We start from the raw sequence: 13004 nt of genomic DNA on the forward strand, positions 1-13004 counted from the left end.
CCGTGCGGTCCGGGGTGCTCGTTCCGCACGGGCGTGCGGATCAGGCGACGCCGAACAGTTCGGAGAACCGGCCGGTGAGCAGGTCGGTGCCCTTGTACTCGGCGACCATCCGCGCGGGCAGGATGGCCGGGCCGTCGGGGGAGGGCACCTGGCCGACGCCGCCGCTGGGCCCGAGCGGGAGCAGGACGGAGGGGATGGAAGCCGGCCGGTAGACGGCCGTGGGCTGTTCGCCCCGCACCTGGGCGATGATGTTCTCCGCCACGATCTCGGCGTGCTGCATCGCGTTCCTGGCCATCTTGGCCTCGGCCAGGTCGGTGATGTCGCCGAGTGCGTAGATGTGGCCGTGCCCCTCGACGTTGAGCGTCTCGGTCACCCGGACGTGCCCCTGCGGCGTGCGTTCGGTGACCAGGCCGTCACCGAGGTAGTCGCCGTTGACGCTCACGCCGTAGCAGCGGAACCAGATGTCGGCGGAGATCTCGCCGTCGGTGGTGGCGACGGTGAAGGTCTCCGTCCGGCCCGGCTCGGTCGGCGGCTGCGTGCTCAGGGCGGTGCCCAGCCGCAGCTCCACGCCCAGCGCGTCGAGCTGGCGGTGCAGCTCCTCGCGCAGCTCCGGCTGGAAGTCGGGGACCAGTCGCTCGGCCGGGTCGACGATGGTCACGTGCTTGTCCGGCCAGACCGCCTTGATCTCACCGGACAGTTCCAGGCCGACCGGCCCGGCGCCGACGAGCAGCACCCGATCGGCCGCCGCGAGTTCCTTGTGGGTGACGCGGAGTCGTTCCAGGGCCTCGCCGGAGGAGTCGGTGTCCGTCTTGGCCGGATAGGGATAGCTGGAGCCGGAGGCGAGGACGAGATAGTCGGCGTCGACGCGCTCCCCGGAGGCCAGGGTGACACCGCCGGGGTCCACCGAGACCACGCGCTCGCGGATGACCTTGCCGCGCTGGAGCAGCCTGTCGTACGGAAAGAAGATGTTGCCCGCCCAGTCCGGCCGGACCAGCGCGCGCAGCGATCCGGACGAATTGACGAAAGCGTCCTTGGATTCGATGAGAACGATGTCGGTGTCCTGGTCCAGCGCCTTGGCGACCGCGGCGCCTCCATAACCTCCACCGATGACCGCAACGGTACGACCCATGGTTCCCCGCCCCTCATAATGCAACGAATATCATTCGTCACACGAAATATATTAGTTCGCCCTACGAACTTGACCATACTAGTTCGTAGGGCGAACTTCAATTTCACCGGAAGACGGTGGCCAGCTCCGGGATGCGGGCGCGGTAGCCGTCGAGCAGCGTACGCGCGGTGCCGACCGAGTCGACCAGGGGGTGCAGGGCGAACGCCTCGACGGCCAGGCGGGACGAGCCTGACAGGGCGGCTGCGATGGTCGTCTGTTCGACCGCTTTGACCTGCTCCACGAGGCCGAGGAAACGGCCGGGGAGCGGGCGGGTGGCCAGCGGCCGGATTCCGGAGCCGTCCACCGCGCAGGGGATCTCGACGACCGCCTCCGCGGGCAGGCCGGGCACCGCGGTGCCGTTGCGGACGTTGAGGATCATGGTGGTGGACTCCCCGCGGGCGAGGGCGGCCATGAGGGCGAGTGCGACGCCCTCGTACCCGCCCGCCTCCAGATCGGCGGCGTCGCGTTCGCCTGCCTCGGTGGTGTCGCGGGTCTCGGCCATGTACGTCGCGTCGCGTTCTCTGCGTGCCCTGCCCCACTCGGTGAGTGCGTGTTCGGGCCGCTCCCGGACGGAGGCGTAGAACCGGTCCTGCTGCCCGAGCAGGGACTCGCCGCGGGTGTGTTCGGTGCCCATGATCGCGGCGACGGATTCGCGGGTGAAGTAGTAGTAGTAGAGGTACTCGTTGGGCAGCGCGCCGAGGGTCCGCACCCAGTCGCCGCCGAAGATCCGGGCCTCCTCGATCCGGTGCAGCGCGGTGTCGTCGGCGAGCAGGCCGGGCAGCATGTCGCGGCCCTGGTAGGTGAGCCCGCGCAACCAGCCGAGGTGGTTCAGCCCCACATAGTCCGGCGACACGCGCGCCGGATCGAGCCCGAGGGCGGCGGCGGCCCGCCGGATCAGCCCGAGCGGTGAGTCGCAGATGCCGACCACGCGGTCGCCGAGCACGCCCTGCATGGCCTCGGTGATCATGCCGGCCGGATTGGTGAAGTTGATGACCCAGGCCCGGGGCGCGAGGGCGGCCACCCGCTCGGCCACGCGCACGGCCACCGGGACGGTGCGCAGGCCGAAGGCGATGCCGCCGGGCCCGGTCGTCTCCTGGCCGAGGAGGCCCAACTCCAGCGCGACCCGCTCGTCCGCGGTGCGTCCCGCCAGGCCGCCCACGCGGATCGCCGAGAAGACGAAGTCGGCGTCGCGCAGCGCGCTGTCCAGGTCCGTGGTGGTCCGTACCTCGGGCGGAAGGTCGTACCCGGCGGCGAGCTGGTCCAGCACGTGGCGGATGGCCGTGAGCCGCTCCGCCGACACGTCGTACAGCACCACCTCCTCCACGCGCGGCTTGGCGGTGTCGCGCAGGAGCGCGCCGTACACGAGCGGGACCCGGAAGCCTCCGCCGCCGAGAACGGCCAGCTTCATCGCGGCCCCCTCCCTTTCCCGATATCCGTCCCGGTCTCCTCGCCGGCCCTTGCCGTGCGGGCGGCGCTCACGCGAGCAGCACCTCCGCGCCCGTTGCCGCGCAGTTGCGCAGCGTCGTCTCGTCGGCGCCCTCGTTCGTGACGATGACGTCGACGTCCTCGGGGCCGCACACCCGCAGGGCACCGGTGCCGGGGAACTTGTGCCGGTCGGCCAGCAGCACCACCTGCCCCGCCGCCGCGATCATGGCGCGCTTCACCGGTACCTCGGCGAGCGTGCTGTCGACAAGCTGGCCGTCCGGCCGGACGCCGCTGGTGCCCAGGAACACGCGGTCGGCGCACACCTGGCGCAGCGCCTCCTCGGTCAGCACGCCGACCAGCGAGTGGTAGGTCCGTCGAACCAGGCCGCCGAGCAGCAGCAGCTCGGTCGCGGGATCGCTGCGCAGCACATCGAACACGGCGAGGCTGGAGGTGATCACGGTGACGCGGCGGCCGCGAAGCCGGCGGGCCAGGCGCATCGTCGTGGTGCCGATGTCGAGCAGGATCACGTCGCCGTCGCGCACGAGCTGTGCGGCGCGGACGGCCACGGCCTCCTTGTCCTGCTCGTCGAGGGCCGCAACTTCGGCGAAGGGCAGGTCGGCGTCGGCGTCGGCGTCGGCGCACGCGCCCCCGCGCACGCGCCTCAGTGTGCCGTCGCGGTCGAGCACCTCGAGATCCCGGCGGATGGTCGACGGGCTCACCCCGAGTTGTCCGGCGAGGTCGCTGACGCTGGTGGCGCCTGAGAGGCGGACTCGGCGCATGATCTCTGCATGCCGAAGGCGCTGAAGCACAGCCGGATCCTATCAGTCATCTCTACGCATAAACGAGCAGAATTAATCATACGCGTGCATAAAACCCTTGATATGCCAGCCCAAACATGCAAAATTACGCACACCTGTCTGTTGAGGAAGGACTCATCCCTGTGTCTGTTCAGGCATACGACCCCCTCGCCGATCAGCGGACCGCGGAAGGGCCGCAGTTCGATGTCTTCCTGGCGGGCACCGTCTTCCTCGACATCGTTTTCACCGGCCTGGCGGCCATGCCCGCCGCGGGTACCGAGGCGTGGGCGGAGGGCATGGGCTCGTGCCCGGGCGGGATCGCCAACCTCGCCATCGCGACCAGCAGGCTCGGGCTGCGCACCTCGCTGGCCGCCGCGTTCAGTGACGACGACTACGGCGACTTCTGCTGGCGCACGCTCGCGGAACAGGAATCGGTGGACCTGTCCAAATCGCGGCGCTTCGAGCACTGGCACTCACCGGTGACCGTCTCGATGGCCGTCGACCGCGACCGCAGCATGGTGACCCACGGCCACCCCGCTCCCATGTCGGCGTCGGAGATGATCGGCTCCCCGCCGCGATCCAGGGCCGTGATCCTGGCGCTCTCCGCCGAGGAGCCGCTCGGCGGAGCCGACCCGTGCAACTGGGCCGAGCTGGCACGTCAGAACGGCGCGCTCCTCTTCGCCGACGTGGGCTGGGATCCCTCGGGCACCTGGTCGCCAGAACTGCTGGACCAGCTCTCGGTCTGCCACGCGTTCATGCCCAACGCCGTCGAAGCCATGGCCTACACCGGCACCGACACCCCCCGCGACGCGCTGTACACGCTCGCCGACCGGGTTCCCCTCGCGGTGGTCACCGATGGAGCCAACGGCGCCATGGCCATCGACTCCATGACCGGCGAGGAGGCGTTCGTCCCCGCCCCGCGGGTGACGGCGCTCGATCCGACCGGTGCGGGGGACGTCTTCGGCGCGGGCATCGTGCTCGGCACCCTCTGCGGCTGGCCGCTGGCCGACCGGCTCGCGTTCGCCGAGGTCTGCGCGGCGCTGGCGGTACAGCAGTTCGGCGGATCGCTGGCCGCGCCGGGGTGGGGCGACATCGCCGACTGGTGGCACGGGGTGCGGGCGGCGGCCGGTCACGCCGGCGCCTACGCCGACTCGCTGGCCCGCCGCTACACCTTCCTCGACAGGCTGGTCCCCACCGTGCCGATGGGCGCGGTGCACCGGGCGGCGGCCACCATCGCCCGGTACGCCGACCTGGGAACGGCCTCCCCGAGGTCGAAGGAGCCACCGGTCAAGGCCGCCGGCGGCACTGTCACCGGCGCCACCGTCATCGGCACCGAGGACCCGGACAAGACCCGCGTGCCCGCCCGGAAGGAGTAACACCATGATCGCCTCGACGCGAAAGGTCTGGCTGCGGAACCCGCGGCACGCCCGGACCCGCGCCGCAATCGCCGCCGGTCTCGTCGCCCTCGCCGCCTCGGCGTGCGCGCCCGGATCCGCGGCTCCGCCCGCGGCGTCCCCGGCGCAACCCGGCGCCTCGGCGGTGCGCACCGACGCCGCGGCCCTCGGCAACGTGACCCTCACCATCTGGGACCAGGAGGTGCGCGGCGGGCAGGACGCCCAGATGAAGCAGCTCAACGCCGCGTTCGAGGCGAAATACCCCAACATCAGACTCAAACGCCTGTCGCGCTCCTTCGACGACCTCAACACCACCCTGCGCCTGGCGCTGAGCGGCAACGAGCCGCCGGACGTGGTGCAGGCCAACAACGGCCGGCCCCAGATGGGCGCGTTCGTCAAGGCCGGCCACCTCCGCCCGCTGGACGCCTACGCCGATGCGTACGGGTGGAAGAAGCGCTATCCCCGGTCGATCCTGCAGTACGTGAGCTACAGCGCCGACGGCAAGGTTTTCGGCGAGGGCAACCTGTACGGCCTGCCCCAGGCCGGCGAGGTCGTCGGCATCCTCTACAACACCGCCAAGCTGACCAAGCTCGGCCTGCGGCCGCCGGAGACCTGGGAGGAGTTCCAGGCCGCGCTGGCCAAGGCCAAGGCCGCCGGCGAGGTGCCGATACAGCTGGGCAACCTCGACAAGTGGCCGGGCATCCACGTCTTCGGCACCGTGCAGGGACGACACGTCCCAGCCGATCAGATCACCAAGCTGGCCTTCGGCCGCAAGGGCGCCTCGTGGAACACGCCGGAGAACACCAGGGCCGCCGGGCAGCTCGTGGACTGGGTCGACAAGGGCTACTTCAACAAGGGCTTCAACGGCCAAGGCTACGACCCGGCGTGGCAGGCGTTCAGCAAGGGCGAAGGGGTCTTCCTGATCGGGGGCACCTGGCTGATCGCCGACCTGGAGAAGGCCATGGGCAAGGACCTGGGCTTCATCCTCCCGCCCGGCACCACGGAAGCGGCCGCACCCGTCGCGACCGGCGGCACGGGCCTGCCGTTCGCCATCACCGCCAAGAGCCCCAATCCCGACGCGGCGGCCGCGTACCTCGACTTCATCGCCGACGCCGACGCCATGAAGGTGCTCACCGCCAACGGCCTCCTGCCGGTCGCCGACACCGACCGGCAGAGCGTGAAGGCCGGCGCGCAGCAGGACATGTTCACGGCGTTCGGCACCGCCACCAAGCAGGACGGCCTGGTTCCCTACCTGGACTACGCCACCCCGACCTTCGCCGACACGCTGGGTGCGGCGGTGCAGGACCTGCTGGCCGAGAAGTCGACTTCGCAGGAGTTCCTGGCCACCCTGGAGAAGGATTACCAGGCCTTCGCGGAAAGCAACGAATGATCGGCCATCCTCCCGGTGAGCCCCGCCGCGTCGCCTATCTCTTCGTGCTGCCGGCCTTCCTCGTCTACGCGGCCTTCCTGCTCTATCCGATCGGCCGCGCGGTGCACCTTTCGTTGTACGACTGGGACGGGCTGAGCCTCGGCCGGTGGGTGGGAGCGGCCAACTACGCCGCGATCGTCGCGGACGAGGGGTTGCGGGCCGCGTTCGGCCACGCCCTGGTCCTCATGGCGTTCTACGCGCTGGCGCCGCTGGCCATCGGGCTGACACTGGCCGCGATACTCAACCACGCGAAGGTGCGCGGGCTCGGCTTCTTCCGTACGGTGGTGTTCCTGCCGCAGGTGGTCGCCATGGTCGTGGTGGCCGTCGCCTGGCGGCGCGTGTACGCCCCGGACGGCACACTCAACGACCTGCTCGGCGCGGTCGGGCTCGACTCGCTCACGAGGGGCTGGCTGGGCGACTACACCTTCGCGCTGCCCGCGGTCGGCGTGGTCGGCACGTGGTTCGAGACCGGCCTGGTGACCGTGCTGCTGCTGGCCGGGATGAGCCGCGTCCCGACGGAGCTGTACGAAGCGGCCCGGCTCGACGGGGCGAGTGCGCTCAGGGAGTTCTTCGCGGTCACGCTACCCTCGGTGCGAGGGGAGATCGCGGTGGCGCTGACACTGACGGTGATCGCCGCGCTGCGGACGTTCGACCTGGTGTACATCACCACGCGAGGCGGTCCCGGTGACTCGACCTCGGTGCCGTCGTACGAGATCTACCATCGGGCCTTCGGGCTCGGCCAGGTCGGCTCGGCGGCGGCGATCGGCGTCACCCTGACCGTCGCCATCTTCGCGATCTCGTTCGTGATCAACCGCTTCGCCGACAGGGGCATCTCGTGATCTCACGTGGTGAGCGACTGGCCAACTACGTGATCCTGACGGCGTTCGCCGCGTTCGCGCTGTTCCCCATCCTGACGATCCTGCTGGCCGCGCTCGGTCCCGACGACGGCGCAGGTCCGGCCGGCCAGGGGTTCAGTGTGGCCGGGCTGCACGTGGGCAACTTCGGGGCGGCGTGGGAGATCGGGCGGTTCGGCACCTACCTGCGGAGCAGCCTGGCGGTGTCGCTGTTCGTCGTGGTCGTCAGCGTCGTGTTGTCGATCATGAGCGGGTACGCGTTCGGCACCATGCGCTTCCGCGGCCGGTCCGTGCTGTTCTACCTGTTCCTGCTCGGGATCATGATGCCGAGCGAGGCCATCGCGGTGCCGCTCTACTTCGACCTGCGCACGCTCGGCATGATCGACACGTTCTGGTCGGTCGCGCTGCCGCAGGTGGCGCTGTCGGTGGCGTTCGGCACCTTCTGGATGCGGGCCTACTTCCGCGCCGTCAACCACGCCATCGTCGAGGCCGCCCGCATCGACGGCGCCTCGGTCTGGCGCATCCTGTGGCAGGTGCTGGTGCCTCCGGCCCGGCCCGCCATCGTCACCCTGATCGTCCTGGTCTTCATGTGGACGTGGAACGAGTTCCTCATCCCACTGATCATGGTGACCAGCGAGTCGCTGCGCACCGCACCACTGGGCCTGGCCTTCTTCCAGGGCCGGCACACCTCCGGCTTCACCCTCCTCGCGGCCGGATCCGTCATCGTCGCAACCCCGGTTGTGATCTTCTATCTGTTCCTCCAGCGTCACTTCATCCGCGGACTGCTCCAGGGGGCGGTCCGCGAGTAACTCCCGGAGGTTCCATGCGCACACCCTTGACACTGCTGCTGACACTGCTGCTGGCGTCCGTGCTCGCCCTCGTGCCCACCGCCCTTCCCGCGTCGGCCGAGAAGGCTCCCGCCGATCTCGACGTGCTGTTCGTCGGCGCCCATCCCGACGACGAGGCCTTCAGCCTGTCGACGCTCGGACAGTGGAACGAGGACCACGACGTCACCACCGGCGTCGTCACCGTCACCAGGGGCGAGGGAGGCGGCAACGCCGTCGGGCCGGAGGAAGGCCCGGCACTCGGCCTGATTCGGGAGGCCGAGGAGCGTACGGCTGTCGCCAAGGCCGGCGTGCGGGACGTGTTCAACCTCGACGACGTCGACTTCTACTACACGGTGAGCGCCCCGCTGACCGACCAGGTCTGGGGAGGCGACACCCTCGGAAAGGTCGTACGGATCGTCCGCCAGACCCGGCCCGAGGTCCTGCTGACCATGGATCCGGCCCCCTCCCCGGGCAACCACGGAAACCACCAGCAGGCGGCGCGGCTGGCCGTTCAGGCGTTCTACGCGGCGGCCGACCCCAAGGCGTTCCCCGAGCAGATCACCCGTGAAGGGCTGCGCCCCTTCGCGCCCGCCCGCCTGCTCCTCGGCGGGGCGCGCGGCGCCTCCCAGAACGGCCCCGACTGTGCCTCGACGTTCCGCCCCGGCAACCCGGCGCAGAACGTGTACGGCGTGTGGAGCGGGCGCGCTTCCCGGAGCCAGGGCAGAACCTGGGCGGCCATCGAGCGCGACGCGCAGCGCGCGTACGCCTCCCAGGGCTGGGCCGTCTTCCCCGACGTGCCGTCCGACCCCGCCCAGCTCGGCTGCGACTTCTTCACCCAGGCGGACTCGCGGGTGCCGTTCCCCGAGCCGGGCACCGCCGCGGCCGCCGCGCCCACGGCGATCCTCGACGGCGCGCTGGTCGGGGCAGCCGGCGCCGTCCCGCTCGGCACCCTGCTCGACCTGCGTCCCAGCACGTTCGACGTGCGCCCGGGGACGCCGTTCACCGTCGAGGTCACCGCGACCGCACCGTCGCGCGAGCCGCTGGGCCGATCGGCTGCGGCCCTGCGCGTCCCCGAGGGCTGGCAGGTCAGCGGAGCCGGCGAGCTCGGCAGCCCGGCTCCGGGACGGACCGGATCGGCGACGTTCACGGTGACGCCACCGCGGAGCGCGGTCCCGGGCGACCGGGCACGCGTCGCGGCGACGCTGACCACCGAACGGGGCCGCGGCTACACCGACAGGCAGGTCGAGGTCAGCCCGGCCGTACGAGGGACGCAGCAGCTGCTTCCCCAAGTCGGCCAGTATGAGAAATGGGCCGCGGAACTCGACGTGCCGCAGCTGCGCGGCCTGGTTCCGCCTGTGCTCACCCTCCCGTCCGGCGGCTCCCGCCGGGTGGACGTCGTGGTCACCAACGTGAGTGACACCACCCAGTCCGGAACCGTACGCCTGGACCTGCCCGGGGGCTTCACCGCCGACCGCGCCGAGTCGGGCTACCGCGGTCTGGCGGCCGGGGCCTCGACGACCGTGCCGTTCACCGTCGACAACTCCGACGTCTCGCTGAAGACCTCGAACGAGGGCGGCGACCACACCTACACCATCACCACCACCAGCGCGGACGGGTCCAGCGTGAGCAGGCCCGCGCTCGAACTGGTCCCGGCGACGTCCATTCCGCAGGCCGCGTCGGCGCCGGCCGTCGACGGCGCCGAGGGCGCGGGCGAGTACACCGGCCCGGCCCTGGACATCTCCCGTCTGTGGGAGGGCGCCGCGTGCTCGTCGGCGGCGGACTGCTCGGGCACGGCCAAGATCACATGGCAGGACGACACGCTGTTCCTGCTGGTCCAGGTGAAGGACGACGTGGCCGGCACCCGCCTGCCCGCGTCGGACTGCAAACGGCACTGGCGCACCGACTCCGTCGAGGTGACCTTCGACCCGCGCGGCACGTCGGAGAACACCTCCACGACGTTCAAGGCCGCGGTGCTGCCGGTGACGGCCGAGGGGGCGCCGTGCTTCGAGCGGGACGCCGACAACCGGCAGGGCCCTGGCGAGGAGACCGCTCCGGGCACGCGGGTGGCCTCGAAGGTCTTCCCCGGAGGGTACGCGGTGGAGCTGGCCGTCCCGATGGAGGCCCTACCGGGTGCCGTCGATCCCGAGCATCTCGGGATGAACATCCTGGTGTACGACTCCGACACCCAGGACAAGACCGGCCAGACCCGGATCGGCTGGTCGACGTGGGGCGGTGTGCAGGGCGACCCGTACCGATGGGGAGTCGCGACGCTGCCGGGGTACCGGCCTCCGGCGGGACGGCCGACCACTCCGCCCGACCCGGTGATCCCCGACACCGGCCTGTCCAGCCTGGACTCGCCGCAGTCGCTGGAGCAGGCGGTCCGTCTCCGCCTTCCGCTCGCGGGCGGTCCTGCGGCGAAGGCGTCCCAGCGCGGATCGGTCACCTCCGCCGCAGGCGGCCGGGACGTCGTGAAGGTGACCCTGCACGCCAAGGGCGCCGGCCGGGCCCACCTGCACGTGCGCGATGACCGGGGTACGGCGGGCAGCCGGGTCGTCACCGTCTCCGGGAGCGGCACCATGACCGTGAGGGTGCCGCTGACGCGCGCCACGGGCGCCCACCCGCGGGTGGTGGCCGGATGGGAGGCCGCTGCCGGGGGCACACTGGCATCCCAGGCCCGCGTGCGGTGACGGGCACGGGCCGGAACGCCGATCGCGTCAGGTCCGGCCGTCGCGCGACATGCCCCGCCCGCTCCGGTAAGCCGGCTGAACCGCGCCGGCCGGGGCCCGTCCCGCCGCATGGGAGCCGGCCACGGTGAACGGGCCTCGCCTGGTCGAATACCATGTGATCGCACGTTTACGGCATGCGCGAGGGGTGGGACGGGTCTCCATGTTCGACGACAGGACACAGGAGACCCTCCGCCGCCTGCTGGACCTCGCGGAGCACCCCTCGACTCCGCAGCCCGAGCGGGCCCTGGCCGTCACCCGGATCCGGGCGCTCATCATGGTCCCCGAGGGCGACGCGCGCCGGGCCCCGGTCACTCCGGCCATGGACGCCGACATCCTCAAGAAGATCAGGCCGCTGACCCGGCAGGTCGACGACGACCTGGTCAACGAGGTGCACGGCGACCTCTACGCCTTCAGCACCCGTTACCGGGTGATCGGTGAGGTCGCCGACGAGATGGCCCGCCTCCTCGAACGCTGGAGCGCCGTCGTCCCCGAGAAGCGGCACCGGCACGAGGAGACGGTCAGGACCGCGGCCTCGAAACTCGTCTATCTCCTGGAACGCCGCGACCTGTTCCGCAAGCCGAAGTGGAACAACCGCCCGAGAGGGAAGTAGGCCCCTTCGCGCGCCGGTCCCGGTGATCCCGTACCGCAGGAACGCCCGCCGTGAACGCTAGACCGCCCTGCCGCGCAGCTCGCGATACCTGCGCACGAGCGCGGCGGTCGACTCGTCGGGCGCGGAGTCCGGCGGCCGCTCGGAGGTGAGGGCGGGGGCCAGGTCCATCGCCATCTTCTTGCCGAGCTCCACCCCCCACTGGTCGAAGGAGTCGACACCCCAGATGGCGCCCTCGACGAAGACGATGTGCTCATACAGCGCGACCAGCTGACCGAGCGACGAGGGGGTCAGCCGGGGCGCGAGGATCGTGGAGGTGGGCCGGTTGCCGGGCATCACCTTGTGCGGCACCACGCTCTCCGGCGTGCCCTCAGCGGCGATCTCCTCGGCGGTCTTTCCGAAGGCCAGCGCCGAGGTCTGCGCCAGCAGGTTGGCGGTGAGCAGGTCCTGCATGCCCTCCGCGTCCTCGTGCGGCTCGGCGAAGCCGAGGAAGTCGGCCGGCACCAGCCGGGTGCCCTGGTGCAGGAGCTGGTAGAAGGCGTGCTGACCGTTGGTGCCCGGCTCGCCCCAGAAGATCTCGCCGGTCTGGGTGGTCACCGGGCTGCCGTCGGCGCGCACCGACTTGCCGTTGGACTCCATGGTGAGCTGCTGCAGGTAGGCCGGGAAGCGGTGCAGCCGCTGACTGTAGGGCAGGACGGCCCGGGTCTGGGCGTCGAAGAAGTCGGTGTACCAGATGCCGAGCAGGCCCATCAGCACCGGCATGTTCGCCGCGAACGGCGCGGTGCGGAAGTGCTCGTCGACGGTGTGGAAGCCGTCGAGCATCTCATGGAACCGCTCCGGGCCGATGGCGATCATCAGGGACAGGCCGATGGCGCCGTCATAGGAGTAGCGGCCACCGACCCAGTCCCAGAAGCCGAACATGTTGGCCGTGTCGATCCCGAACTCGGCGACCTTCTCGGCGTTGGTGGAGACGGCGACGAAGTGCTTGGCGACGGCCTCCTCGCCGAGCGCGTCGACCAGCCAGGCGCGGGCGACCTTGGCGTTGGTGAGCGTCTCGAGCGTGGTGAAGGTCTTGGAGCTGACGATGACCAGGGTGGTGGCCGGGTCGAGGTCCTTCAGCGTGCCCATGATGTCGGCGGGGTCGATGTTGGCGACGAACCGGGCGGTGACGCCCGCGTCGGCGAAGTCGCGCAGCGCCTCGTAGGCCATCGCGGGCCCGAGGTCGGAGCCGCCGATGCCGATGTTGACGACCGTCTTGATCGCCTGGCCGGTCTGGCCCTTCCACTCGCCTGAGCGCACCCGGGTGGAGAACTCGCCCATCTTGTCCAGCACCGCGTGCACGTCGCCGACCACGTCCTGGCCGTCGACGACGAGCTTGGCGTCGGCCGGCATGCGCAGCGCGACGTGCAGCACCGCGCGGTCCTCGCTGACGTTGATGTGCTCACCGGCGAACATCGCGTCGATGCGCGCACGCAGCCCGGCCCGCTCGGCCAGCGCCACGAGCAGTTCGACGGTCTCAGCGGTGGCACGGTGCTTGGAGTAGTCGAGGAAGAGGTCGCCGGCGGTCAGCGACATCCGCTCGGCGCGGCCGGGGTCCTCGGCGAACAACTCCCGCAGGTGCCTGCCGGCAACGGCGTCGTGGTTGGCGGCCAGGGCCGCCCATTCCCTGCTCTGGGTGATATCGCCGTTCACATGTCCTCCTCGCGCTGTCAAACCGATCACATCGTCTCGTGACGCACTACCCGATCGAGACGATTCCGCGCACCACAGGGGCCGA

Annotated in this window: 10 protein-coding genes; 6 read left to right on the forward strand and 4 right to left on the reverse strand. The window is 70.8% G+C overall.

Translation table 11 applies throughout. The features are described from left to right. Window positions 1-40 precede the first annotated feature (40 nt). From OHA77_RS38650 to OHA77_RS38660, 3 genes are all read right to left on the reverse strand, one after another. Window positions 41-1129 (reverse strand): NAD(P)/FAD-dependent oxidoreductase, encoded by a 1089-nt coding sequence (locus tag OHA77_RS38650; protein WP_406314190.1) that lies wholly within the window; start codon window positions 1127-1129, stop codon window positions 41-43. A 103-nt stretch (window positions 1130-1232) separates the two neighbouring features. Next, entirely contained in the window at window positions 1233-2576 is a 1344-nt protein-coding gene (locus tag OHA77_RS38655; RefSeq protein WP_406314192.1) for a 6-phospho-beta-glucosidase, read from the reverse strand. A 67-nt stretch (window positions 2577-2643) separates the two neighbouring features. Beyond that, window positions 2644-3372 carry a DeoR/GlpR family DNA-binding transcription regulator gene (locus OHA77_RS38660; RefSeq protein ID WP_406314194.1) on the reverse strand — a complete coding sequence of 243 codons (729 nt, stop codon included), beginning with the start codon at window positions 3370-3372 and terminating at the stop codon, window positions 2644-2646. 161 nt (window positions 3373-3533) lie between these two features. Between OHA77_RS38660 and OHA77_RS38665 the strand changes: the two genes are divergently transcribed. From OHA77_RS38665 to OHA77_RS38690, 6 genes are all read left to right on the forward strand, one after another. After that, entirely contained in the window at window positions 3534-4766 is a 1233-nt protein-coding gene (locus OHA77_RS38665; protein ID WP_406314196.1) for a PfkB family carbohydrate kinase, read from the forward strand. Window positions 4767-4770: 4 nt separating this feature from the next. Further along, window positions 4771-6174 carry an extracellular solute-binding protein gene (locus OHA77_RS38670; RefSeq protein ID WP_406314198.1) on the forward strand — a complete coding sequence of 468 codons (1404 nt, stop codon included), beginning with the start codon at window positions 4771-4773 and terminating at the stop codon, window positions 6172-6174. Next, entirely contained in the window at window positions 6171-7052 is an 882-nt protein-coding gene (locus OHA77_RS38675) for a carbohydrate ABC transporter permease (protein ID WP_406314200.1), read from the forward strand. Before OHA77_RS38670 ends, OHA77_RS38675 begins: the two co-directional genes overlap by 4 nt. Further along, window positions 7049-7876 carry a carbohydrate ABC transporter permease gene (locus OHA77_RS38680; protein ID WP_406314201.1) on the forward strand — a complete coding sequence of 276 codons (828 nt, stop codon included), beginning with the start codon at window positions 7049-7051 and terminating at the stop codon, window positions 7874-7876. Before OHA77_RS38675 ends, OHA77_RS38680 begins: the two co-directional genes overlap by 4 nt. Before the next feature lie 14 nt (window positions 7877-7890). Continuing rightward, window positions 7891-10581 (forward strand): sugar-binding protein, encoded by a 2691-nt coding sequence (locus tag OHA77_RS38685; protein ID WP_406314203.1) that lies wholly within the window; start codon window positions 7891-7893, stop codon window positions 10579-10581. A gap of 124 nt (window positions 10582-10705) precedes the next feature. Further along, window positions 10706-11230, forward strand: a complete 525-nt coding sequence (locus tag OHA77_RS38690) for a hypothetical protein (RefSeq protein WP_406314205.1) — start codon at window positions 10706-10708, stop codon at window positions 11228-11230. 57 nt (window positions 11231-11287) lie between these two features. Here the strand turns inward: OHA77_RS38690 and pgi are convergent, their stop codons facing one another. Continuing rightward, the gene (gene pgi / locus OHA77_RS38695; RefSeq protein WP_406314206.1) at window positions 11288-12919 is read right to left on the reverse strand and encodes a glucose-6-phosphate isomerase; all 1632 of its coding nucleotides are present in this window, start codon (window positions 12917-12919) and stop codon (window positions 11288-11290) included. Window positions 12920-13004: the final 85 nt, after the last annotated feature.

Source organism: Streptosporangium sp. NBC_01639, from assembly GCF_045209755.1.
GTDB lineage: Bacteria > Actinomycetota > Actinomycetes > Streptosporangiales > Streptosporangiaceae > Streptosporangium.

Excerpts from the sequence above, each read along its gene's own strand:
- OHA77_RS38675 (WP_406314200.1), top strand. The coding sequence starts at position 6,171 with ATGATCGGCCATCCTCCCGGTGAGCCCCGCCGCGTCGCCTATCTCTTC.
- OHA77_RS38685 (WP_406314203.1), top strand. The coding sequence starts at position 7,891 with ATGCGCACACCCTTGACACTGCTGCTGACACTGCTGCTGGCGTCCGTG.
- OHA77_RS38660 (WP_406314194.1), bottom strand. The coding sequence starts at position 3,372 with ATGCGCCGAGTCCGCCTCTCAGGCGCCACCAGCGTCAGCGACCTCGCC.
- OHA77_RS38670 (WP_406314198.1), top strand. The coding sequence starts at position 4,771 with ATGATCGCCTCGACGCGAAAGGTCTGGCTGCGGAACCCGCGGCACGCC.
- OHA77_RS38655 (WP_406314192.1), bottom strand. The coding sequence starts at position 2,576 with ATGAAGCTGGCCGTTCTCGGCGGCGGAGGCTTCCGGGTCCCGCTCGTG.
- OHA77_RS38650 (WP_406314190.1), bottom strand. The coding sequence starts at position 1,129 with ATGGGTCGTACCGTTGCGGTCATCGGTGGAGGTTATGGAGGCGCCGCG.